A 21579-nucleotide genomic window follows, 5' to 3' on the forward strand; every position below is an offset into this window, starting at 1 on the left:
CTCGGCCGGCCGGGCGGTCCCCGGCCCGGTGCTGCTACGGGCGCAGCGGATCGGCTGCGAGGGTGGCGGTCATCCACGGCGCGGCGCTCTGACGGAAGCAGCACCGTGCGGGAAGCCACGTACACCCCTCTCGGTGAACACCAGCCCGGAACACGAGAAGCTCGGCCACCCCGAATCGGGATGGCCGAGCTTCGCTTGTGTCGGCAGGGTGCAGCCGCCCCGACCCGCCGCTCAGCCGGCCGGGGCGCGCAGGAGTCGCTCCTGAGTGCTCTCGGGCAGCACCCGCCGAAGAACCGGTGCGGTAGAACTGAGCGAGCCGGCAAACGCGGCGACGAGGTCGTGCGGCACGCTGGCGCCGAAGGAAGCCGCCCACAGGCACGGCGCGCCCAGCGCCGGCTCAGCCCACGCCTGCCACCCGGCCGGACCCGCTTCGTCCGCCTCGGCCACCAGGGCGCGCAGGTCTGCGTCCTGGATGAGCGGCGGTACCTCGCCGTGACTGAGGTGCGAGGTAAAGCTCGGGTCCATCGCTGCCACGCCGGGCTGGTCGACGTCGCGCAGCCAGCCGTGCGCCGTGACGGTGTCGAGGACCAGCTCGGGCCCTGCCAGCGGCACGGCAGGCTGGTCGCGGGCGTCGAGCGCGAAGAGGAAGTCGGCGAGAACCTCCCCAGGAACATCGGGCGTGAAGTAGGCGGACCACTGGGCAAGCGGGCTGCTCGTGTCCGCGCGAGCGGAGACCTGCCAGGCGATCGGCAGCTCGCCAAGGCGGAACGGCTCGTCCGGCAGGACCCACTGGGCCCACCGGAGGGTGTCGGGACTGATGTGCAGGACGGTGCTGCGCAGAACCTGACGGTCCTCCGGCGCCTCGTCCGGCTCCTGTCGTCCGCGGACGATCGTCAGGCTCGTCCAGCCGAGGCCGGCAAGAATGTCGGCGACGGTGTCATAGAGACGTCCGTCGTCGCCGGCCAGGTGCCGGGGGCCGACCCAGTACGCGGACTGGGCGCTGGTCGGGTTGGACGGGTCGAGCGGAAGGTCGGGGTGCAGGGGCGCCTCCAAGGGCTGGTGCGGGTCTACTGGCCGCTGGCGGTACGGCGGGGGCGACGCGGGGGCGCTTGGACGGGAGACTGCCAGGCCAGCTCGACAGCGACCTCGGGCGGTAGGTGGCCGAGCTGCGTATCCGCGTCCCGGCCTTCGGCGAGGTAGACGACTGTCTGCCCGGTCTCGTCCGTGGCCTGGATGACCTGGGCAATGCGGTGTGCCATCGGGAAGAAGGGATTCATCGCCTGGCGCACCGGAGCATCCCGGTCGCACGCCGACAAACGGTCGATGAGATCGCCGACGGTCATTTCCGTGCCTTCCACGGAGCCTCCTTGCATGAGATATGGGCGGGCGGGGAGACCGCCAGAGCGCGGTCTGCGGCGGAGTACGCCGGGCTCGAGCCTCCGGCGCTACAGGCGCCGGGAGGTCTCCAGTACGCGCGCCACGGCTGCGGCGACGATTTCGGCCGGCGTCTCGGTGTCGAAGGACACGTGGTAGCCCCGCACCTTGGCCGTTCCGGTGACGGCAATCTTCCATCCCTCGCCGCTGGCGCCGGGGCGGCCGTGCGGGAACCAGCCGAGGTAGAAGCGGCCGTCCTTCGAGCTGACGTGTACGTCAGCGCGGTCGTCCACGACGAGGTTGAAGTCGGTAGCGGTGAATTGGTCCAAGACGAGTGCGGGCTGGCCGGGGCCGAGCTGCCACTCACGCAGCCGAAGTGCCTCGACTGTGGTGGAAAATCCGGGGCTCACGGGAGCCACGGTCACGGGCGATCACCTCTCTGACCTGCTATTTTCCCGAAGGTCGTCTACGTTGACATGCCCAGCACGCGTTGGCCAGTCTTTCGTGGATCTTTCCCGTCTGCCCCCGGCGAACTGTCCCGTCTCACTGAACCATGACCGATCTCACCGAACTTTGACTGGTCCCGCTGTTGCTCGGACGTCGTTGCAGCGAGCTGGCGAACGAGTGTCAGTGCCCAGCACTACGCTCCCGCTTGGAGTCGTGATCAGGGCGGGGGAAGTATGAGTGCGGAGCTGGATATCCTGGATGGTTTCGTACGCGACGCCATACTTCTGGATGAAACGTTCAAAGACACGTCGACGCTGAGGCACCCCAGTGATCAGGGCAACGAACGCGAATACGCGGTGCGGTCGGTGGTCGGCAAGTACATTCAGCGGCGAGCGGTGATCTACAAGCGCGCCGGCGTAGAGGACTCCGACACAGGCGCTTGGTTCCGACAGCAGGACGTGGTTCTGGCAGACCCTTGCGTCGAGCACCACCGAATGCTCAAGGACGACGGGCGGGTGTATATCGACCCGTCGGCTGTCCACACCGCGGTTGAGGTGAAGAGCGTGCTCGACGGCGGAGTCCTGGACACCGCCATGCAGTCCATCGCGGACGTTCAGACTGCCCCGCGCCGACGTCGGGCCGAGGTACATCACCTTCGGTTCCCCACCAGCACCGGACAGGTCGACCACATCCCGACCTCTGGTGGGGTGTTCGCCTACAGCTCGACGTCGAAGCGGGTAAAGACGGTGACCCGCTGGATCGAGGGCTGGTGCCGGGACCGTCCGCCAGAGGAGTGGCCCAAATTCGTCACCATCGCTGACCTGGGCCACTTCATGTGGTGCGACCCGCAGTCCGGGAACTGTGTTCCCTGGCCCACCACGGGAACCGAGGTGCTCATGTGCTTCCAAGCGACGCGGGCGCATCATCCGCTCGTTGCACTGTCCACCCATCTCAACCATCTTGCCCGCCTCTGGTGGGTGCCCGGAACGGAGTTCCGCCTCGGAGGAGTCGCCGACATCCCTCACGGCCTGCGCGTGGGCGAGCCCGTCTACCCGGCCGGAGTCACGGCGCCACGAAACACCTGCAATCACCCGTGCCTGGACTGTCAGCGTTTCGGATCGGCCTGACGAGTGGGGACTGTCCTGAAGTTTGTGTATGCCCCGGTGTGACCCGTCTGGCATGAGACGTGACCTCTACAGCGGGTGAGGCGTGGTGCCGGGGACCTCTGCTGGAACAGGGGAAGCGCAGCAGGCCCCCGAGTTCCCCGGGGGCCTGCTGTACGGATGGTCAGTTCGACTTCTCGGTGCCGTCGTCCTGCTCGGGCTCGGAGGCCGCCGTCCGTCGGCGGGCGGCGGTGACCGCGCCCGTACCGGCGGCGAGGAGCAGTCCGGCTCCGCCGAGAATCCACGGGGTGGCGTCGGCGCCCGTGTGAGCGAGGGAGCCGGCCGGAATCTTCGGCGGCGCTGTGTCCGCCGTGTCTGCGACCGGGGCGGGAGACGACTCGGCGTCGGACCCGCTGGTGGCCGTGGTGTCCGGCTTCGGCTCGCTCGTGGTTTCTTCGCTCGGCTTGGCAGCAGGCGAGGACGGAGTGCCGGTCGGCTGCTGCGTCGGCTTGTCGGTCGGCGTGGGCTTCGCAGGGGTGCCGGTCTTGGCGTTCGTGACGGTCACGGTGACGGGTGCGCCCGGGCCGACGGTGAAGCTCTTGGTGGGCTTGTAGAGGTCGTAGCCCTCGGGGGCCTTGATCTGCCGGACCCAGCACTCGCTCTTCTTGCTGGTGACCGGCAGTTCGCCGGTGGTGGTGCCCTTCGGGCCGGTGGTGAGGGTGAGCAGGGTCTTGTCGCCGCAGCCGATGTTCACGGTCGAGCCGGGAAGGAGCTTGCCGGTCTTGTCGTCCTTGGCCTTGAGAACGACCTGGGCGGGCTTGAACGGGTCGATGATCGTCAGGCTGGCGGTGGCGCCGGGGGTGACGATCACGTCCTGGTCGGCGACGACGTTGTGGAGGGGGCTGCCGGAGGAGGTCTCCTTCAGCCGGTAGATGCCGGGGGCGAGATCGGTGAAGGTCAGCTTCCCCTGTGCGTCGGTCTTGCCCGTGCCCGCCTCCTGGCCGGCGGCGTCGAGGAGGAGGAACGCCGCGCCCTGAAGCAGGTCGCCGGCCGGGTCCTTCTTGATGATGGCCACGCTGCCTGCGGCGGATTCGGTCGTCTCGGTGGGAGCGGTGGAGGGGGATGGCGTCGGCTCAGGCATCTGAGCGCTGGCGGCCGGGGCCCAGGTGAGCGTGCCGGTCACCGCCGCGGCGACGGCGACGGCAGCGGGCAGGCGGCGGACAGGGCGGATACGCAAGAAGGACTCCTGAACGAAGAAGAGGACGAGGGTGGATGCGGGGCTGGGAGTGTCAGCGGGATCGGGATCCGCTGCGTGCGGGAGGCGGGGCCGGTGCCATCCGAGTGGTGCGGCCAGGAGCGCGGGACGATGCGGTCGTCCTCTGGTCTCCGGGGAACCAGACGGACGCGTACTGCTCGATGGCCTCGCGTAGTCCGCCTGTGTGGGCGCCTTCCCACGGCACCCAGTCGGGACGGTCGCGGAACTCGTGGAACGTGCCGTACCCCGACTGCCTTGGACTGCGCCCCTGGGCCGCGTCGCGGTGGTCGAAGGTCTTGTGATCCTCGAACCGCAGTTTCACGACGTCGAGTTCACCTCGGTCCTGGTGAATGGTGGCCAGACGCAGACCGTCGTACTCACCGGCACGGATCGTTCCGGCGAAGTCGATGCGCAGCTGTAGCGGGCTGCCGGGGTCAGGGGTCGCGTAGTAGGTGTTGCCGACGACGGCTGCCTCGGCGAAGGGGAGCTTCAGGTGGTTCACGAAGAACTCGTCAGCAAATAGGGCCAAGCGGATGTCTCCGGTCGTAGGGCGAGGTGGCGCGGGTCAACGGCGCGGGCCCGGAAGCGCCGGACGGCTGGTGGTGCTCCAGCGCGGAACGCTGTGTGAGGTGGTGAGGGCAGTCGGGCGCGCGGCACGCTGGACGTCGAGGGGGGTCGGGCCTGGCGGACGTGGGGGCACAGCCGGCGTGAGTCGGGCCATGCCGTGGACGTAGCTGTAGGTCTCCTCCCGCCACCGCGGCAGGGGTGCGGGGTCGGATACGCACTCGGTGACGGCCTTGACCAGGGCCACGGGGGTGTCGGTGCTGGCAGTCGCGTACCAGGCGGGGCGGTCGATGGAGGTGCCGGCCCACAGCTGCCAGCGGGCGTCGCGGGTGGTCAGCTCGGCTTCCGGGTCGAGATGGCCGGTGGTGAACTCGAGTCCGGCGAGGCCGTCAGGCGCCTGGATCGCGAGGGCGCCCCAGCGGGGGCGGTCGAGCTGCCAGCCGCGCTTGATGAGCGGGACGGCTGCGAGGAAGGGCTCGCGGTCCGCGCTGCGGGAGTCCGGCGCCGCGAGGTAGGCGTCCGGGCCCTGCTCGTACGCTTCGGCGAGTGCGGTGGTGAAGGCGGTCACGAACTCCGTCGGGCAGGAGTCGTTGAAGCAGACGCCCCAGGTCGGCGGGCCGAAGGGGTCCTTGTAGGCGTTGATGCGCCACAGGCCGTCGTCTTCGCCTTCGGGGAGGTAGCCGAGGCGGACCTTGCGGTCGGGGGCGTTGAGGTAGGCGTTGCCGAGGTCGTCGTGCTGCAGGTTCCAGCCGAGGTCGCGGAGCGGGGCCAGGGCGGGGTCGCCGATCGCGGTGGTGCCGGCGAGGTAGCGCGGGGAGACGTAGACGTCCCCGTCGATGGTGCGAAGGTCGTTGTCAAGTGACATGAGCGTCCGGTGGTCAGGTCGAGGTGGGTGCCGGTTCGACGCGGGCGCTGAGCTGGCCGAGGGCGGACTCGGCGCGGGCGCCGGCAGTCTCAGTGGTGGGGCCGGTGGTGATGAGGTAGCCGATCCGGGCGGTGAACATGTCGCCGCCGTCGACAGGCAGGACGAGCTGGTCGCCGGGGTGGTGCTGGAAGTGGACCTTGTCCAGCCAGGGAGGGATCGGGCCGTCGAACCGGAGGGTGGTGAGGGTGCCGGAGGTCTCGGGGTAGATCAGGCGGATCGCGGCGGCCGAGGACCTGGTCGGGGTGAGGCCCCGGGGTGCGGTCGCAGGCGATGTCGGCGGCGGCGCGGGGCAGATCGATGCCGGTGGCGAGGCGGACCAGGTGGCCGATCATGTCTCCGGCCAGGCGGCCGTTGACCTCGATGAGCCGGGGTCTGCCGTCGACGAGGCGCATCTCGACGTGGCTGATGCCGTCGGTGATCCCGAGCGCGCGGATCGCCGCCTTCGCCGCTGGGGCGACCACGTCGAGAAGCGGGTCGGAGGCGTCCACCGAATGCGCCAGCTCTTCGAAGAACGGCGGGGCGCTGACGGTCTTGCGGGTGACCGCGACCACGGTGGTCTCGCTCCGGTACGTGACGCATTCGACCGAGACCTCCGGCCCGTCGAGGTACTCCTCGACTAGGACGCTCGTGCTCTCCACTCCGCGCTCGGCCGCCCGCCCGGCGACGTCGGAGGCGGCGGTGAGCTGTTCGGGGGTATCGGCGCGGACCACGCCGAAGCTGGCCGCGTTGGCGGCGGGTTTCAGCACGACCGGGTAGCCGATGCGTTCCGCCGCGGCATGCGCCTGCGCGCGGGTGCGGACGCTCACCGAGGCGGCCGACGGAACCCCGTGGCGGGCGAACAGGGCTCGCGCGGTTGCCTTGTTGCGGCATGCCTGCGTCACCTCGGGGGCGGTGGTGGGCAGGTCGAGCTGGCGTACGAGGCGGGCGACCGGGACGAGGTACCACTCGGTCCAGGCGAACACGCCGGCCAGGTCGTAGCGGTCGGCCAGCGTACGGCCGGCTGCGGACAGTGCCGCCTGGTCGGCCGGGTCGGGGACGACCACGCAGTCCTTGATGTACGGCACTTCCCACGAGGGCTCGTCGCTGGTGATGAGGACGACGTCGTAGGCGGCTGCCACGGACTGCAGGCAGTAGCCGCGATACGCCTCTGCTTCCATGTCGGCCGCGGCGACGACCAGGACGACGGGACGGTCGGGCAAGAACAGGCTCCTCGGAGAATCAGATGGTGGCGGGGAACGGGCGATTTCACGGGCTGCGCCGGCGGCGGACCTCGATGACGGAGACCCAGTCGGGGTGCTCGGCGAGCAGCCTGCGGGCGTAGAGGGCGGTGTAGTTGTTGTTGAGGCCCTTCACCCCGTGCGGGTGGCGCCAGCGCAGGGCCTCGAACAACGCCTTCATGCCGACCCGCTTCGCTCCCCCGGCGAGTCGCTGGGTGGCGAGCTGTTCCAGCGCCCGGTATGCCCATGGGTGTTGGGCGTCGAAGGCGTGGAACTGCTCGCTGATGGTCGGGCCGTCTCGGTGCGGGAGGCCGAGGCCGGGAAGTCTGTCCTGCGTGATGAGGGACATGAGCGTCAAGGGCTCCTCTCGTACCGGGTGGTCAAGCGGGAGTTGCGGGCAGCCTGCGCAGCCGGATGAAGGCGGTTGCGAGACCGAGGGCTTGGAGGACGGCTGCGGCTGTGATGGCGTGCCCGAGCTGGGCGGGTGGCACGGCGGCGACGAGCAGTCCGGCGGCGGGGAAGGGAAGTAGGAGCAGCAGGATCGTGAGGCTGAGGGTGCTGCCGAAGACGTCGGGCGGGATCAGGTGGGAGCGCAGGGTGCGCAGGACGACGGTGAGGCCGCCTTCACCGGCCATCAGGACGGCGATCAGCAGCAGGTAGCCGCGGTAGGTGTCGGCCTGGGTGACGGCAAGGGTCGCTACGGCGGCGACGGCGGCGGCAACGGCGCCGACCGGCCACAGGCCCCAGCGGTCGATCGCACGGCGGGCGGCGGTGATGGCGAGCAGGGAGGCGGCGGCTGCGGCGGACCAGATGAGCCCGGCGTCCGAGCTGGAGTGCCCCAGTTCGCTGATCACGATCACCGGCATGGCGGCCTGGAGGAGCCCGATGGCGCAGTTGGAGACGACCAGGCCGCCGACCAGCCAGGCGAGGGCCGGCAGCGAGCGCAGGGTGGCCCAGCCGGTGCGCAGTCCCCCCTGCGTCGGCGCGGTCCCGAGCGGATCGGTCCTGCTGCGGGTGCCAAGCACTGCGGCGAGGAGGGAGAAGCCGGCGAGCGTCCCGAGCATCACAGCCGGTCCGCCGTGCTCCAGCAGCAGGCCGGAGACCAGGGGGCCGGCGAGCATCGCCGTCTGGTCGATGCCCAGGAGGACGGACTGCACGCGGTGCGCCCGGGCTCCGGCCGTGCGGCTCGCCTCGCCGCCGACGGTCTCGGCCGCGACGTAACTGAACTCGGTGACCACGCCCGTGATGGCTGCGAGTGCCATCACCGTGACCGTCGCTGCCGATGCCCCGGATTCCAGCATTGTGAGCAGGAGCGCGGCGGCGAGGACGACCAAGGTCCGGATGACGCAGGCGGTACGGAAGACAACAGCGGTTCCGCAGCGGTCGACCATGGTGCCGGCCACCGTGAAGGCGCCAAGGCGCGGCAGCCACTCCAGCGCGAAGGCGAGCCCGGTCAGTGTCGCCGAGCCGGTGGTCGCCAGGACCAGGAGCGGGATGCCGTAGGTGGTCATGGCGAACGCGGCGCCATCGGCGGTACGGGGCAGGTAGACGCCGCGCAGCAGGGTCGGTGCGGGGCGGTGCGCATGCTGAGGGGTGGTGCGGGCCCTCACTCGGCGCACTCGGTGCGCTGGGCGGCCTGCGGGTTGGCGTGCAGCCACTGGATCAGCAGGTCGCGCGGCCCGGCAAGGTCCGTCGCTGGCTGTGCACTGGGCGAGCCGTTGGGCACCGGACGGTGATGACCGCCCTCCTCGCCGAGCTCCGGCGTCTGGGCGAGGAGGGCGAGGGTGTGCTGGATGCGACTGGTGAAGTCGGCGACCGGTGCCGGGTAGGCGTGGCGCCGAGCCCAGCGGGCGGTTGCGTCGTAGACGTCGGCCAGCTCCAGGCCGGAGGTGGTCAGGTCCACCCCAGCGCCGGGTCTGGCGCTGATGAGCCGCAGTGAGCGTGCCAGTTCCGTGGCCTGCCCGATGTGGTGGGGCGTGAGATCGGAGAGCATGCGTGCCAGCCCTCGCCGGGGAATGGCGCCGTTGTCGTCGATCTCGGTGATCAGGCGGATCAGGGCCGGGGAGGACAGCACGGTGCAGGCGTGCTGGACGTCGCGGGTGTGGATCGCGGTCGTCATCGGCGCGGGCCCCCCGCCGGGAGTGCCGCCTTGGGGCGGGCCGCGGTGGCGTGCGAGAACAGCTCGCGGTGCTGCCACGCCGGCGGTGAGGGCTGGCCAGTCCTGGCCGGGTCCGGCGCTCCCGTCGGCGCAGGGACTCGAGATCGGTGACTGACCCACTTCTGCGGGGCAGGCGTCGTGCCCTTTCGTCCCCAGATCGGGTGACGGGTGGCCTGCGCGAGAGGTTGGCCGGCGGACCATGCGGACAGAGCCCCGAAGACGCTGCCGAGACCGTTGCCGGCCAGCGACAAGCGGTAGGGCTGTCCGGTGCCGGCGGTGTCGACCAGCCCGTCGGCGACGAGCTGACGAAGCGGCGGGTAGATGTTGGTCCAGTCGCTGCTGGGCATGACGATGCTGGCGAGGGCCCGGCCGCTCGCCTCTCCCCGGGACTTCAGCACCCACAGGATCGCGGCGGCATGCCGCCGGGTGAGGAGCGTCAGGCTGTCCTCGATCTGCTCGATCGCGGGCAGCGGCCGGTCCGGCTTCTCCAGGTGGTCCTCGGCCCAGGTGGCGATCAGCGGCAACACCGGCATCAGCGCGGCGCCGCGGTCGGTGTGGCCGTACGTGACGTGCCGCTGGGTGTGTTCGGTGCGCTGGACGAGACCGGCATCGCACAGCGACCGCAGCTTCGGGTGGAGCTGGCCGCTCTGCAGCCAGGACATGCGGTCTGCCAGCTCCGTGTACCGCAGAGGCCGGCCGGAAAGCGCCAGCAGGATCCGTACGTTCCACCGCGGGGTGATCATGGCGAGTGCCTCGGTGACCCGGGCAATGTCGGCATCGGTGTCGGGAGGCAGACCGGTGAGGGCCAAGGGAGGAACTCCTGGGGTGAGTGACGGGGAGGTTGGCCGCGCAAGATCAGCGGCTCGGAGCAGGGCTCGCGGCCAGAGCGGCCGGAGCAGGCGCCGGCACGGCGGCGGAGAGAGGCGCGGGCTGCGTGACGCGACCGAGGCTCTGGAGAACGGCCGAGACGGTCTTGGCCTGGACATCGCGGACGGCGACGGCTTCGGCGAGCCGGCGGGCGCAGTCCAGGACGTGCGAGACCTCGTGGGCGCCGATCTGCCGCTCTGGGTGGACGAGCTGAGTAAGGCGGTCGCGGTGGAAGGCGATGCTCTGCTCAGCGAAGGCCAGGTCGTGGTGGCTGGCGAGGAGGGCCGAAAGCATGCCTGGGGGTTGGTCCTGGGCATGGGCTTCAAGGTCGGCGAGCGGTGCGCCGTACAGGTCCTCGATCCGTCCGGCTATCTCGGTGGACATGAGCTGGGGCAAGCGGTGGCTTTCACGGTCGGCGGGCCCGGGCCGCCCTGGCGCGTGGCGGCGCCGGGGCGGCGGACGGGGGCAGAGTTGCGGTGGCCCTGATCCGGGCCATGCGAACGGGATGGGGCTGCTGATCGGCAGGGGGCATGGTGCGCAGCAGCGCCCCGAGCGCGGCGCAGTAGCCGTCGCGGGCGTCGAGTGCCGCCTCCAGCCACTGCGCGTCGAAGCGGAGCTTGTCCGCCGACAGCTCGCCCATGTCGCGGTCGGGATCCATGTCCGCGTGCACGCGGTCGCGGACGCGGGCGACCTGCTCCTCTGTCAGAGCGAGGAAGGAGCGCAGCTCCAGGGCCCGGGCGAGCGCGGGAGGGGCATCGGGCCTGGCAGCCGCCTGATACAGCTCGGCGACCGGGGCGCCGAAGCGTTCCTGCAGCTCGCCATCCATCGTGCTGGTCTTGAATCGCAGGCTCATCGGACGGCCCTGCCGGCTCGGGGCACCGACGGCGACGCGGGTGCTCCTGCGGGTCGGTGTGGAGCGCTGGTCTGCACCGCCGGCCCCGTTCGGGGGCGAAGGCGAGCCAGGCGTGCGGCGGCGAGGTCCTTCTTCCCCGGGGCGTCCGGGTCAAGGAGCCACCGTACGACCTGGGCCCGGCCGTCGCGTGCGGTGACGGCGGCGTTTACGCGGTGGGCGAGATCCATCGTCGGGTCGTCGATCTCGCTGGGCTGGGTTTCCAGCGCGGCGAGGAGGTCGTCCTCCGCTTGGTCGAGCGCAGCCTGCGACTCGACAAGAAGGCCGTGCCACTTGACGACGTCGGTGGCGTCGGGATTCGCGGCCGGTTCGGCGGTGACCGCGGCCTTCAGATGAGCTATGTCCATTCCGAAGTGGGCTTCGATCCGCTCGGTGAGCACGCCCACGACGTCTTCGCTGCCGTCGGGTATGTCGTCGGACAAGGGGAGGTTCCTTTCCGGAGAACGACGTCGGAGGGGAGGGGGAGGAGGGGACGATCGCCCCGGTAACTCAGCCGGTGAGAAGGGCGGGTGAGGGGCCTGTCAGGAGAGGCACATGCGGACGTCGCGGTAGACGTACGTGCCGGAAACCCAGCCCTTGACGCCGGTGGTCCTGTCCGTGATGTAGAACCAGTTGCCGCTCTTCTTGTGCACGGTGAACTTGTGGCTGGGGTAGAGCACGCCGAGGGCGGTGGACTTCGTGGTGGCCTTCGACCGGATGGTGACGGCCGTGGTGTGTACCTCGTACGGCAGCGGCGGCAGGTCGTAACAGCTGCTCGCAAGGGCCGCAGGCATGGCGGCGGGGGCAGCGCTGGCGGTGGTGGCGGACAGTACCGGCAGGGCGAGTGCGCCGAGCATCGCAGCGGATATGGCAATTCGGGTTGAGCGCATGCGGAAGAAGCCTCCGTAAAGGCATAGGGATTGCGTGAGTGGTGCCGCGGGGGTCGTCCTGGCGGCTGTATAAGAGTCCGGAGAATCGCCGGTTTGGCTAACCGGCGATCGTCGGCTATGTTTCGCCGCTCTCGTCGGCCGCCGTGCTCAGCGCGAACGGCCCGGCGGGTGCGAAGCAGGAGCCTTCGGCAGGGCAGTTGGGCGGGTGAATGCGGCTGCCGGGCGGACCGGCGGGAGGGGGCCGGCCGTGCCGGTGAGCCGGTCGTCGCACCACTGCAGGGCTTCGGCCTTGGTCTTGAAGCCGCCCTCGCGCAGGGTGTGGGTCCACGCGTCGGTGTCGACCTCCTCGACCACGACGCGGAACGGAGAGGGGGCTCGCTCGTCCAGGGCGCGCAGCGCGACGACGGTGACCATGTCGTCCGGGTCGTCTCGGGTGTAGGAGTAGCCCATCGCGTAGTGGTCGCCGTCGTGTGCGAGGCGCCGCTCAAGCGCCCGCGTCGCCTCATCCGCCGGCGGTGGACCCAGCTCGGGGTTGAGGCCGATGGCGTCGGAAGGGCAGCCGCGGTGGATCAGCCAGGATTGGGCCATCGCGGGCAGCGGCAGCAGGGCCTTCTCGAAGGCGAACGTCCGCTTCTCCTGGTTCCGCTGCAGGTGCACGGCGACGTACTGCGGCATGCCGGGGTGACCATAGGTGGCGGTGCGATTGAACAGGACGTAGTAGCTGTGTACGCCGCTGGCGGTGTGGTGTTGGGCGAGGGGGACGAGCATGTCGGACCGCACTTCGACCTGACGGTAGAAGTCGAGAGAGACCTGTTCGTCGGCGTCGAATTCGTCCAGTTCGAAGTCGACTTCGGGGATGCTCTTCCGGGCCGGCGCCGGTTCGGTGGGGGACAACAAGGGCCTTTCGGTGGAGATCAACGCTGCCGAGCCGGGGTGGAGGGCCATGCCCCGGGTCGAGCCGGAGGCTTCGGCACGTGGGTGGCGGTGGGTGCCCGGCGGGCGGCGAACAGCGAGGCGCGGCCGGCGTCGGTCAGAGTGACTGGCTGGCCGGCGTGCACGAGGTGGCTGGTGTCCCGGGAGACCAGGCCGGCGTCTTCCAGCGGCTGCAGCTCGGCGTAGGGGATGCGGGTGCCGGACGCAGTCACGACCGACATCCGGCCGGTCAGGAGGTGCTCGTAGAGCTTGGCTCCCCTGGCGATGGCGAGCAGCAGCGCCTGATCGGCGGCCGAGATCGGTTCTTTCTTGGCCACCGGAGAGGTGCGGGCGGCGGCCTCGATCGGCTCCAGGGCGGCGATCACGCGGGCTGCGGCGGAGTCGCGCATGGCGGCGGCCTTCTCCAGTTGGTCGACCGTGCGGTCGATGCGGTCGACCAGGGCGGCATCGACGGGGAACTCCCCGCGGACAGACGGTGGAGGAGCGTTCGGTAGAAGGTCACCCCGGTCTCGGCCGTGGCCAGCTCGCGGTGGTGATCGGCCAGGCGGGCGTGGGGCTCGTCGAGGACGCCGCGGTCGCGGTGGGTCCACAGGGTGTCGACGTCGTGGCCGGTCGCGGCCTCGACGCGGTGGTCGAGCTGGGTGACCGCACGCCGGGCTGCTTCCGGCGTGGGATCAGGGGGCATAGGCAGCTACTCCTTCGGTCACCGGACAGGGTGGTGCGTGGCGCCGAGGGCAGGGTGGGGCAGCCCGGGCATCGCGGAGGGCAGCGGTCCCGGCTTCGGGGCGGGCTGGCGCGTCGTGAGCTGCGGCGAGCGGGAGCGGGCAGCGTGGGTCCGGGCGCTGAGAGGCCGGCGCGTCATCCCCAGCCGTTGCCCGACGGTGTCGTACACGTCGTTGCGGGCCCTCGGCCGTACGGCAACGACGTGGATCTCGTTGGCGTGCGCGGACGTCGGCGGCGCCGGACGCAGGGCGTACACGACTCTCCATTCTTTGCGGGAGTCGACGACGAGCTTGCGGTAGCCCGACAGGTCGCCGGTGAGCTTCGTACCGAACAGTTCGGCGTTCACCACGTCCTGCATTTGGGCCAGTGCAAGGTCGCGGATGTCGCCGGGGGCCTGGAGGAGGTCGGTCAGAGCGCGCGGGTCGAAGCTGAGGCCGAAGGCCGGCTGCTGCCCCGTGTTCATGACGTCGGCTCTCCTGGCTCACCGGAACCGGAGGCGTCCCCTTCAGCGTTGTTCGTCTTCTCAGGGCGTGCCGACGGCGGCGGGCCTGGGAGGATCCGGTGCGCGGGCCGGTCCGGGGAGGTCATGCACGCTGACAGAGGGCCGCCGGGTGCGCGGATCGCCGCGAGGGCGTGGGTGAGGAAGTCCCGGTGCCACACGAACAAGCCGGACAGCCCGGCTTCGGGGTCCTTGTGCTGCTGGTAGGCGAGCCACAGAGCGTGGAGCCACGCGACGACGTCGTCGTGCTCCTGCCACTGCAGGCACCAGGGCGCAGCCGTGGTCACCTCTGCCCCGTAGACCGGCAGGAGGAAGTCGTCGACCCAGTCACTCAACGAGTCGATTTCGTCCTCGTACTCCTCGCCCTCCAGCTCCAGAATCGGGCGCGGCTCGGGCGAAGCAGCTGGAGCCGGCCCGCCCAGTCCCGGCATGCCGAACGCGGCGAACGGCGAAGGAGCCGGGGGCGGCGCCGAGGCGAGGTGGTCGAGCTGCTGGGCCTGCTGCGCGGACTGCTCCATCAGCCGCCTGACACTGGCCTCAATCCCTTCGAGGTGCGGGTCCGGAACACGTACCGGCTCCAGCTGACCACCGTCATGGGGTTCTACGGATCCAGGCATGAAAAGGCAGTCCTCCTAGGAGCCATGGGAAAGAATGTGAAGCGGAATCACCGGCCCGCAGATCTCCTTCCGGGAACTCCACGGAAGAGGACAGGGCTCCGGACGCATTCAGAAGGCCCGAACACCGGTCGGCAGAGTGGGATTGAGGCGTCAGACGGTCAGGCCGACGTCGTCCTGCGTGAGGGTCTGACGGACGGTCTCGGTGAGCCGGTCGGCTGCGATAGAGGCGTAGTGCTCGGTCTTCTCCACGCCGATGAAATCACGGCCTTCCAGCAGAGCCGCGACCCCGGTGGAGCCGGAGCCGACACAGAAGTCGAGCACCGTGCCGCCCGGCGGGGCGATCTTGACCAGCTCGCGCATCACTTCCACCGGTTTCTGCGTGATGTGCTGACGCTTCGCACCCGACGGCTGTGACGCGCTGTACAGACCCGGCAGGTAGACCGGGTTTCGGGAGGCGTCGATCGGCCCGTTGGATGCCCAGACGATGAACTCACAGTTCTGCGTGAAGCGGCCCTTCTGTGGCCTGGCCTGCGGCTTGTGCCAGGCCAGCACGCCGCGCCACAGCCAGCCAGCGGCCTGGATCGCGTCCGTCGTGACGGGGAGCTGGCGCCAGTCGGTGAACAGCAGCGCCGTCCCGCCGGTCTTCGTCAGCCGGTGGGCCTCGGTCATGATCTGCGTCAGCCAGAAGCCGTAGCTGCGCTGGTCCATGTTCTCGCCGGTGAAGTCAGCCAAGGTGTGCTTGGCGTCGCCGGATGTGTACTTCTGCTTCGCGCTGCGGGAAGTGCGCTCCTTGGCTGTCCGGCCGCCGCTGTTGTACGGCGGGTCGGTAATCACGGAATCGACGCAGTCGTCCGGAAGGCCGGCAAGGACGCTGAGCGCGTCGCCCTGGTGCAGGGAAAAAGGCAAAGAGAGACCCCGATTCGGGTTGAGGCGTGCGGAAAGAATCGCCTCGCGCATCTGTACCCCTGGGGCGGCCCGGAATTGGGGCATGCAGAAGCCCAGGGCCGTAGACAGAGGAGGGCGAGGGGAGTCCCAAAACTGTAGAGGCGAACGCGCCGCCGACCAAGAAGTGCCGTGCTGAGGGGCCGGTTTCCGACCCCTCACGCTGACTTTTTGGTCGGCCGCCAATCCGGCCCTACTGTTTTGGAACTGCCCGGCAGACACCGCCGCTGGCAGAATTCCACCCTGCCTATCGGAGGTTGCCCCTGCCTCGGCATACCTAACTCTCCCCATGGCCTGCGCGGCGAGCGGCAACTCGCCCGAGCAGGCCAGCACCTTCATCGCCCACCCCGGCCGCCGCGCCCCTTCCACCACGCCACGCGCACGCGGCACGCCGGAACTGCACACAAGGACACTCTCGTGACCCCTCGATACCCACGCCTGCCCGAAACCGGTGACCCGCGAGCGGGCCGTACCGGTTGAAGACGCTCGCCGCCGGCATCGGCGTCGTCTTCCTCTCCCCGTTCCTCCTCGGCGGCGCGGCCATGATGATGGCCAGCTCCAGCGAAGCCGCCACCAGTAGCAGCGCCACCTTCCAGTGCCTTCCCGACGTGGACACGGACAAGGTCACCGAGCAAGTCACCAAGATCCTCGACGGTGCGGACACATCCGATGTCCGCGTCGAGGGCCTGACCCTGCCCGGTGAGCAGGTCCCGAACGCGCAGACGATCGTCGCCACCGGCATCAGCCTCGAGGTTCCCAAGCGCGGTCAGATCATCGCGCTCGCCACCGCCATGCAGGAGTCCCGGCTGCGCAACCTCTCCGGTGGTGACCGCGACAGCCTCGGCTTGTTCCAGCAGCGCCCCTCGCAGGGCTGGGGCACACGCGACCAGATCAGCGACCCCGTCTATGCGAGCGAACGGTTCTACAAGGCGCTGCTGAAGGTGAACGGCTGGCAGCAGATGACCGTGACACAGGCCGCCCAGGCCGTACAGAAGTCCGGCTACCCGGACGCGTACGCACAGTGGGAGCCGCTCGCGACCGCGCTGCAAAAGGCCATCGCCGCCACCTTCCCCGGAGCCGACGACAACGGCTCCGACAAGGGCACTGACGGAAAGCCCGGCGACTCGGGCTGCGGCACCGGCGACGGCTCGCAATACGGGCCGATCCCCGAAGGGGCCGTCCCCAAGGGCTACAAGATCCCCAAGGACACCGACCCACGGGCTCGCAAAGCGATCGTCTGGGCGATGCACCAGCTCGGCACGATGTACCAGTGGGGCGGCTCGTGCGCGGCCCCCCGCGGCCCTGACCCGATGGGCCGCTGCGACTGCAGCTCGCTGATGCAGCAGGCGTACGACAAGGCCGGCATCAAGCTCACCCGTACCACGTACACGCAGGTCAACGAAGGCAAAGCCGTCTCACCGAAGGCCATGAAGCCCGGTGACCTGATCTTCAGCCGCGGCACCGCCGCGCGCCCCGAGCACGTCGGCATGTACCTGGGCGAAGGGCTCGTCATCGAGGCCCCGCGCACCGGCAAGCCCGTCCGGATCACACCGCTCAAGGACTGGGACGTCCTCGCGGTCCGCCGCGTGCTCTGACGCCAGCGCCCGCGCCGCTCTGCGCGGACCACCTCCTCCCCCTCTCGCTTCCTCCCCCAATGGCCCTCCGGCCTGCGCACGCAAGGAGCCTTGCCCCACCTATGACACCCCTCGCCGACCGGATCTATCTCGCCTTCGACCCAGGGATCACCCCGAAAGGGGGCGGCCTGCCGGGCCTTGCCGTCCTGAAGAACGTCGTCTCCAGCATCAACATGTTCGGCATCATCGCCGTGGTCGGCGCCCTCGCCGTCAGCCTGGCGGTGTGGGCCTGGGGTCACCACACCGGTGGCCACCAGGCCGAGGCGAACGGCAAGAAGGGCGCCACCGTGGCCGCCGGCGCCGCCCTCGGCCTGGGCGCCGCGAACGGCATCGTGGCCTTCTTCTCCGCCCTGGGGTCGAAGGTCCAGTGATGCCCAAGCGTTCCCTCTCCCTGTCGGGCTACGGAGCGGGCTGGTCGGCCAACCGCCGCATCGCTCTGATCGCGATCGTCCTGGCCTGCTTGCTCGCAGCAGCCGGCGCAACCGCGTACCTCACCGGGCGCGGAGGGTCACACGATTCGCCCGCCGGCAGTCAGGCCGCGTCGCCGAGCGTGTCGGCATCCGCAGAACCCTCCGAGGGCTCGGCCGCCAATCCGGGCTCGGTACCCCGACCGCCGCGGATCTCCGATCCCGTCGCCTTCGCCAAGGCCGCCGCGGCGATGCTCTGGTCCTACGACACCCGCACCACCAACCACGCCCAGCAGCTCGCCGGCATGGAGGCGTGGATGACGAAGGAGAGCCAGTACAGCGACTGGGCATCGGTCTCCGCGCAGGTGCCCGACCCGGTCCTGTGGTCGCGGATGGCGGACCAGAAGCAGTACGCCACCGCTGCCGTCGCCGAGGCGCACTACCCGGCCGCGTTCAAGCAGGCCCTCGCCGAAGACCCCTCCGCGATCACCAAGGCGTACATCTACGCCGTCACCGTCACCGGCAAGCAGGCCATCACCTGGGCCAAGGGCGGCGGAGGGGCGGAAGACCGCTCCATCACCCTCGCCGTGCAGTGCCGGCCCTCGTCCGACTGCTCACTCGTCGCCATCGCCCCGCGCGTCGCGCCCTGACCACAAGGAGGTAGCTCCCTCATGGGATTTTGCGACCTTCCCCTCGCGGACAAGGTCTGCGCGGTCGGCGAGGCAGTGGACTTCGCCTCCGACCCCGGCAAAGCCATCGGCGACTGGATGGCCAAGAGTGCCGGCGAACTCGCCGCCGCCTCGGCCGACCTCGCCGCCAAAGCAGTCGACGCCACCACCCACGTCGACCTGAATGCGACCTGGTTCCGCGACAACTACGAGACAATCCTCCCGATCGGCCTGGTCGTGCTCGTGGCCACCTTCTGCGCCCAGCTCGTCCGCGCCGCCATCCGCCGCGACGGCCAGGCCCTGAGACAGGCGTTCACCGGCACGGCGTCCGGCGTGATCTTCGCGTTCGCCGCCATCGCCCTGACCACCGTCGCGATCGAAGTGGTCGACGCCCTGTCCGCCGGCCTGTTCAAAGCCGCGAACACGGACATCGCCTCCGCGGTGCGCCGCATCGTCAAGGTCAACCAGATACCCGGCCTGGCCGGACTGGGCTGGCTCGTCGCCGTCTTCGTGGCCCTCGGAGCCGCCATCGGCGCCATCCTGTACTGGTGCGTGATGATGGTGCGCAAGGTCGGCATCCTCGTCATGGTCACGTTGGCCGTCTTCGCTGGCGCAGGTGGCGGCTGGGAAGTCGCCCGCCGCTGGCGCAAGGGCTGGATCGAGGCCACCGCCACCCTCGTCGTCTCGAAGCTGCTGATGACGATCATCTTCGTCCTGGGCATCGCCGCCATGGGCAAGACCGAGGCCAACGACGGCCTGGCCGCGCTCGCCGACGTCCTCGCAGGCATCGTGATCATGATCCTGGTGCTGCTGTGCCCGTACGCCACCTTCAAGTTCGTCCACTGGGCCGCCGAAGGCACCGACGGAGAATCGATTCACCGCGCCGGCGGAGCCGGTGCCCGGCTCGCCAAACAGCACGCCGAGCGCACCGCGAAGAAGGCCGCCGCAATGGCCGCCACTGCCGGAACCGGCGGGGCCGCAGCCGGAGCAGGCGCCGGAGCCGGTGCTGCCCCGCAAGGCCCTGACTCGATTCCGGGCGGCGGAGGATTCCCCGGCGACATCGCCCCCAACTCGACCGGCGGAGATAGCCAGCAGAGCCCCCAGGGCGGTGGAGGCGGTGCATCGCCCGGCGGCGACGCCGTCAAGTCCGGCTTGGAGAAGGCCGTGCAGCCAGCGCCGTCCAGCGTCACCGACGACACCAGCGGTCAGATCGGCGGCAGCCCCTCAGCCGGCGGCACCGGCTCGGGCGCCGCAGCCGGCCAGGCCGGCGGATGGCAGACCACGCCACCGACCACCACCCCGCCACCGCAGGGCGCCCCGCCTTCCCCCGGCCCGCAGACCGCAGGTTCACAAAACCTTGGCACGAGCGGGACGGCATCCCCACCGCCGCCTCCGACCAGCCCCTGACCCTCTGCCCGCCCGCTGGGGGCGGGAGGCACCGCGCCTTTCGCCCCCAGCCTCCCCCGCGCCTTCAGGACCATCCCCTTGTCTGATCTCTCCGTCGCCCCGGTCACGGTGAAGTTCCCGCACCGGTCCCGACGCGGCATCCTCCTCGGCCTGTCCCTACCGCAACTCGTGCTCGTCTCCAGCGCCTTGGCACTCCTGCTGGCAACGGTGGTCTCCACCGGGCTGCTCGGCGCCATCGCGCTGTCCCCGCTGTGGGCGGCGGTCGCCGCACTGGTCGCCATCCGACGCAACGGCCGCTCACTGATCAACTGGGCTCCCATCGTCGCCCGCTACGCACACCGCCGCCGCACCGGGCAGCTCCTCTGGCTCGCCCGGCCCGTCACCCGGCCCCGGCAGGACGGCATCCTTCACCTGCCCGGCACCGCCGCCTCCCTTCGCGTGGTCACCCCCGGCGACTCCGCCAACGGCGCATCGGCCGTCCACGACCCGCACCGGCAGACCCTCACCGCCATCGCCCGCGTCAGCAGCCGGGCCTTCGCCCTGCTCGACCCAGCCACGCAGAACCACAACGTGAACGGCTGGGGGCGCACTCTGGCGGGCATCGCCCGCACCGGGCACGTCGCCACCGTGCAGGTCCTGGAGCGCACCGTTCCCGACTCCGGCGACACCCTCGCCCGGCACTGGGCCCAGCACGGACAGCCCGAGGCCCCGGTCGCCGGGCAGATCTACTCCGAACTGGTCGCCTCCGCCGGACCCGCCGCCGCCCCGCACGAGACCTACCTCGCCATCTCCCTCGACCTCAAGGCCGCCAAGCGCCTCATCAGCCAGGCCGGTGGCGGGCTCCCAGGAGCCTTCACGGTCATGGAGCAGACCACGGCCTCCATCGCCCAGGCCGCCCGCAACGCCGGCCTCATGGTCACCGGGTGGCTCAGCGCCCGGGAGAGCGCGGCCGTCATCCGCACCGCCTATGACCCCAAAGCCCTCTCGGCCTTGCAGCAGTGGTCCGACACCGGCCGCGCCGAAGCCGACCCCGCGGCGGCCGGGCCCGTCGTCCAGGTCGAGGAGTACGACCGGATCACCACCGATACCGCCCGCCACGTCACGTACTGGGTGGAGAACTGGCCCAGGACCGAGGTGGGCGCCGGATTCCTGCACGGGCTGATGTTCACCGCCGGTGTGCGCCGGAGCCTGTCCCTTATATACGTGCCGCAGGGGCTCGAGTCCGCACTGCGTGACGTCCAGCGGAAAAAGGCGGCGATCATCGCCGACGCCAGCGAACGCGCCCGCCGCGGCCAGGTCGACAGCGAGGAAGACTCCGTCGAGTACGCCGACGTCAAGCAGCGCGAGCGACAGCTCATCGCCGGCCACGCCGACGTCGCCCTCACCGGCCTGGTCACCGTCACCGCCGACACCGACGCCCTCCTCGACGCCGCCTGCGCACAGATCGAGACCGCCGCCGTCACCGCCGGCGTCGACCTGCGCCGCCTCAACTACCAACAGTCCGACGCCTTCAGCCTCGCCGCGCTGCCCCTCGCCCGCACCGCCCTCTGACCCCTGCCCCCCGGCGGCAGGAAGGAACGTAACCCTTTGCCCCCTCCTCCGCGCGCCGACGACGCGCACCCCTATCTCCGCGCCGCCACCGCCGGAGTGCGCCACCACACCCGCGCCCCGAACCGGTCGACGCCACGCAGCCCGGCGGACCGAGTCCACCTCGACGTGCTCCACGCCCACCTCACCGCCCTGCACCAGCTCCTCGACCAGCTCACCGAGACCACGCGCCCTGCGCATCCGGCCGCAGGCCGGCACCTCGCCACAGCGAACACGCGGCTGTGGCAGGCCACCGCCGAAGTCCACACCGCATTCCACCTCATCCCCGCCACTACTAAGAACACCACCGAGTGCCGACCCGAGCGGCTCCCGGAAGGACCGCCGGTCCTCACGATCTGCCAGCGCCACCTCGCCGCCGGACACACCATCCGCCGCAAGACCACCCCCTCCGACCTCCGGGCGCACACCACCGCGTGCGCCCGATGAGCACCATCCGCCGAAACGAGGGCCCC

General features: G+C 70.4%; 29 protein-coding genes. 7 read left to right on the plus strand and 22 right to left on the minus strand.

Annotated features, from left to right (window positions below):
• Positions 1-231 precede the first annotated feature (231 nt).
• The 3 genes from OSB71_RS11085 to OSB71_RS11095 all read right to left on the minus strand — a co-directional run bounded on the left by OSB71_RS11085 (position 232) and on the right by OSB71_RS11095 (position 1799).
• Positions 232-1053 (minus strand): SPDY domain-containing protein, encoded by an 822-nt coding sequence (locus tag OSB71_RS11085; RefSeq protein WP_265947044.1) that lies wholly within the window; start codon positions 1051-1053, stop codon positions 232-234.
• Between the two features lie 14 nt (positions 1054-1067).
• Positions 1068-1358, minus strand: a complete 291-nt coding sequence (locus OSB71_RS11090) for a hypothetical protein (RefSeq protein WP_265947045.1) — start codon at positions 1356-1358, stop codon at positions 1068-1070.
• An 87-nt stretch (positions 1359-1445) separates the two neighbouring features.
• Entirely contained in the window at positions 1446-1799 is a 354-nt protein-coding gene (locus OSB71_RS11095; RefSeq protein WP_265947047.1) for an SPDY domain-containing protein, read from the minus strand.
• Positions 1800-2054: 255 nt separating this feature from the next.
• On the opposite strand from OSB71_RS11095, the gene OSB71_RS11100 reads away from it, so the two are divergent.
• Positions 2055-2948 carry a DUF6602 domain-containing protein gene (locus OSB71_RS11100; RefSeq protein ID WP_265947049.1) on the plus strand — a complete coding sequence of 298 codons (894 nt, stop codon included), beginning with the start codon at positions 2055-2057 and terminating at the stop codon, positions 2946-2948.
• 160 nt (positions 2949-3108) lie between these two features.
• Here the strand turns inward: OSB71_RS11100 and OSB71_RS11105 are convergent, their stop codons facing one another.
• The 19 genes from OSB71_RS11105 to OSB71_RS11185 form a co-directional block, all read right to left on the minus strand.
• Positions 3109-4161, minus strand: a complete 1053-nt coding sequence (locus OSB71_RS11105; RefSeq protein WP_265947051.1) for a SpaA isopeptide-forming pilin-related protein — start codon at positions 4159-4161, stop codon at positions 3109-3111.
• Between the two features lie 52 nt (positions 4162-4213).
• Positions 4214-4681 carry a hypothetical protein gene (locus tag OSB71_RS11110; protein ID WP_265947054.1) on the minus strand — a complete coding sequence of 156 codons (468 nt, stop codon included), beginning with the start codon at positions 4679-4681 and terminating at the stop codon, positions 4214-4216.
• A 63-nt stretch (positions 4682-4744) separates the two neighbouring features.
• Positions 4745-5608, minus strand: a complete 864-nt coding sequence (locus tag OSB71_RS11115) for an SPDY domain-containing protein (RefSeq protein WP_265947056.1) — start codon at positions 5606-5608, stop codon at positions 4745-4747.
• 13 nt (positions 5609-5621) lie between these two features.
• Positions 5622-5768, minus strand: a complete 147-nt coding sequence (locus OSB71_RS24715; protein WP_502362177.1) for a hypothetical protein — start codon at positions 5766-5768, stop codon at positions 5622-5624.
• Positions 5698-6867 (minus strand): ATP-grasp domain-containing protein, encoded by a 1170-nt coding sequence (locus OSB71_RS11120; RefSeq protein ID WP_502362176.1) that lies wholly within the window; start codon positions 6865-6867, stop codon positions 5698-5700. Before OSB71_RS11120 ends, OSB71_RS24715 begins: the two co-directional genes overlap by 71 nt.
• Before the next feature lie 46 nt (positions 6868-6913).
• The gene (locus tag OSB71_RS11125) at positions 6914-7234 is read right to left on the minus strand and encodes a hypothetical protein (protein ID WP_265947058.1); all 321 of its coding nucleotides are present in this window, start codon (positions 7232-7234) and stop codon (positions 6914-6916) included.
• A 31-nt stretch (positions 7235-7265) separates the two neighbouring features.
• The gene (locus OSB71_RS11130; protein WP_265947060.1) at positions 7266-8495 is read right to left on the minus strand and encodes an MFS transporter; all 1230 of its coding nucleotides are present in this window, start codon (positions 8493-8495) and stop codon (positions 7266-7268) included.
• The gene (locus OSB71_RS11135) at positions 8492-9004 is read right to left on the minus strand and encodes a hypothetical protein (protein WP_265947062.1); all 513 of its coding nucleotides are present in this window, start codon (positions 9002-9004) and stop codon (positions 8492-8494) included. Before OSB71_RS11135 ends, OSB71_RS11130 begins: the two co-directional genes overlap by 4 nt.
• A complete protein-coding gene (locus OSB71_RS11140) occupies positions 9001-9852 on the minus strand; it encodes a winged helix-turn-helix transcriptional regulator (protein ID WP_265947064.1) in 852 nt (283 codons plus the stop codon). The genes OSB71_RS11135 and OSB71_RS11140 overlap by 4 nt, the downstream gene beginning before the upstream one ends.
• A gap of 46 nt (positions 9853-9898) precedes the next feature.
• The gene (locus tag OSB71_RS11145; RefSeq protein WP_265947065.1) at positions 9899-10306 is read right to left on the minus strand and encodes a hypothetical protein; all 408 of its coding nucleotides are present in this window, start codon (positions 10304-10306) and stop codon (positions 9899-9901) included.
• 10 nt (positions 10307-10316) lie between these two features.
• Positions 10317-10763 (minus strand): hypothetical protein, encoded by a 447-nt coding sequence (locus OSB71_RS11150; protein ID WP_265947067.1) that lies wholly within the window; start codon positions 10761-10763, stop codon positions 10317-10319.
• Positions 10760-11242 carry a hypothetical protein gene (locus OSB71_RS11155; RefSeq protein ID WP_265947069.1) on the minus strand — a complete coding sequence of 161 codons (483 nt, stop codon included), beginning with the start codon at positions 11240-11242 and terminating at the stop codon, positions 10760-10762. The genes OSB71_RS11150 and OSB71_RS11155 overlap by 4 nt, the downstream gene beginning before the upstream one ends.
• Positions 11243-11341: 99 nt before the next feature.
• Positions 11342-11656, minus strand: coding sequence for an SH3 domain-containing protein (locus tag OSB71_RS11160; RefSeq protein WP_265947071.1), 315 nt, complete (start codon positions 11654-11656; stop codon positions 11342-11344).
• A gap of 180 nt (positions 11657-11836) precedes the next feature.
• On the minus strand, positions 11837-12586 hold the full coding sequence (locus OSB71_RS11165; protein WP_265947072.1) for a hypothetical protein: 750 nt from the start codon (positions 12584-12586) through the stop codon (positions 11837-11839).
• Between the two features lie 17 nt (positions 12587-12603).
• Positions 12604-13011: a hypothetical protein gene (locus tag OSB71_RS24490; RefSeq protein WP_323055271.1), complete on the minus strand. Its 408-nt coding sequence runs from the start codon at positions 13009-13011 to the stop codon at positions 12604-12606.
• The gene (locus OSB71_RS24495) at positions 12984-13307 is read right to left on the minus strand and encodes a hypothetical protein (protein ID WP_323055272.1); all 324 of its coding nucleotides are present in this window, start codon (positions 13305-13307) and stop codon (positions 12984-12986) included. The genes OSB71_RS24490 and OSB71_RS24495 overlap by 28 nt, the downstream gene beginning before the upstream one ends.
• An 18-nt stretch (positions 13308-13325) precedes the next feature.
• The gene (locus tag OSB71_RS11175) at positions 13326-13808 is read right to left on the minus strand and encodes a hypothetical protein (protein ID WP_265947074.1); all 483 of its coding nucleotides are present in this window, start codon (positions 13806-13808) and stop codon (positions 13326-13328) included.
• Positions 13805-14362: a DUF4913 domain-containing protein gene (locus tag OSB71_RS11180; protein WP_265947076.1), complete on the minus strand. Its 558-nt coding sequence runs from the start codon at positions 14360-14362 to the stop codon at positions 13805-13807. Before OSB71_RS11180 ends, OSB71_RS11175 begins: the two co-directional genes overlap by 4 nt.
• Positions 14363-14611: 249 nt before the next feature.
• Positions 14612-15367 carry a DNA-methyltransferase gene (locus OSB71_RS11185; protein WP_265947264.1) on the minus strand — a complete coding sequence of 252 codons (756 nt, stop codon included), beginning with the start codon at positions 15365-15367 and terminating at the stop codon, positions 14612-14614.
• Positions 15368-15879: 512 nt separating this feature from the next.
• Between OSB71_RS11185 and OSB71_RS11190 the strand changes: the two genes are divergently transcribed.
• From OSB71_RS11190 to OSB71_RS11215, 6 genes are all read left to right on the plus strand, one after another.
• On the plus strand, positions 15880-16998 hold the full coding sequence (locus OSB71_RS11190; protein WP_265947078.1) for a C40 family peptidase: 1119 nt from the start codon (positions 15880-15882) through the stop codon (positions 16996-16998).
• A gap of 101 nt (positions 16999-17099) precedes the next feature.
• Positions 17100-17408: a DUF6112 family protein gene (locus OSB71_RS11195; protein ID WP_265947080.1), complete on the plus strand. Its 309-nt coding sequence runs from the start codon at positions 17100-17102 to the stop codon at positions 17406-17408.
• Positions 17408-18094 (plus strand): hypothetical protein, encoded by a 687-nt coding sequence (locus tag OSB71_RS11200; protein WP_265947082.1) that lies wholly within the window; start codon positions 17408-17410, stop codon positions 18092-18094. The genes OSB71_RS11195 and OSB71_RS11200 overlap by 1 nt, the downstream gene beginning before the upstream one ends.
• 21 nt (positions 18095-18115) lie before the next feature.
• Positions 18116-19519, plus strand: coding sequence for an SCO6881 family protein (locus OSB71_RS11205; protein ID WP_265947084.1), 1404 nt, complete (start codon positions 18116-18118; stop codon positions 19517-19519).
• 78 nt (positions 19520-19597) lie between these two features.
• Entirely contained in the window at positions 19598-21070 is a 1473-nt protein-coding gene (locus OSB71_RS11210; RefSeq protein WP_265947086.1) for an SCO6880 family protein, read from the plus strand.
• 36 nt (positions 21071-21106) lie between these two features.
• Positions 21107-21553 (plus strand): DUF6238 family protein, encoded by a 447-nt coding sequence (locus OSB71_RS11215; RefSeq protein ID WP_265947088.1) that lies wholly within the window; start codon positions 21107-21109, stop codon positions 21551-21553.
• Positions 21554-21579: the final 26 nt, after the last annotated feature.

Origin of the sequence: Streptomyces marinisediminis (assembly GCF_026262575.1) — a bacterium.
Lineage (GTDB): Bacteria > Actinomycetota > Actinomycetes > Streptomycetales > Streptomycetaceae > Streptomyces > Streptomyces marinisediminis.

Coding starts and splice junctions, on each gene's coding strand:
- OSB71_RS11160 (WP_265947071.1), bottom strand. CDS start 11,656: ATGCTCGGCGCACTCGCCCTGCCGGTACTGTCCGCCACCACCGCCAGC.
- OSB71_RS11115 (WP_265947056.1), bottom strand. CDS start 5,608: ATGTCACTTGACAACGACCTTCGCACCATCGACGGGGACGTCTACGTC.
- OSB71_RS11125 (WP_265947058.1), bottom strand. CDS start 7,234: ATGTCCCTCATCACGCAGGACAGACTTCCCGGCCTCGGCCTCCCGCAC.
- OSB71_RS11135 (WP_265947062.1), bottom strand. CDS start 9,004: ATGACGACCGCGATCCACACCCGCGACGTCCAGCACGCCTGCACCGTG.
- OSB71_RS24495 (WP_323055272.1), bottom strand. CDS start 13,307: ATGCCCCCTGATCCCACGCCGGAAGCAGCCCGGCGTGCGGTCACCCAG.
- OSB71_RS11175 (WP_265947074.1), bottom strand. CDS start 13,808: ATGAACACGGGGCAGCAGCCGGCCTTCGGCCTCAGCTTCGACCCGCGC.
- OSB71_RS11200 (WP_265947082.1), top strand. CDS start 17,408: ATGCCCAAGCGTTCCCTCTCCCTGTCGGGCTACGGAGCGGGCTGGTCG.
- OSB71_RS11100 (WP_265947049.1), top strand. CDS start 2,055: ATGAGTGCGGAGCTGGATATCCTGGATGGTTTCGTACGCGACGCCATA.
- OSB71_RS11205 (WP_265947084.1), top strand. CDS start 18,116: ATGGGATTTTGCGACCTTCCCCTCGCGGACAAGGTCTGCGCGGTCGGC.
- OSB71_RS11180 (WP_265947076.1), bottom strand. CDS start 14,362: ATGGAGCAGTCCGCGCAGCAGGCCCAGCAGCTCGACCACCTCGCCTCG.
- OSB71_RS11150 (WP_265947067.1), bottom strand. CDS start 10,763: ATGAGCCTGCGATTCAAGACCAGCACGATGGATGGCGAGCTGCAGGAA.
- OSB71_RS24490 (WP_323055271.1), bottom strand. CDS start 13,011: ATGCGCGACTCCGCCGCAGCCCGCGTGATCGCCGCCCTGGAGCCGATC.
- OSB71_RS11195 (WP_265947080.1), top strand. CDS start 17,100: ATGACACCCCTCGCCGACCGGATCTATCTCGCCTTCGACCCAGGGATC.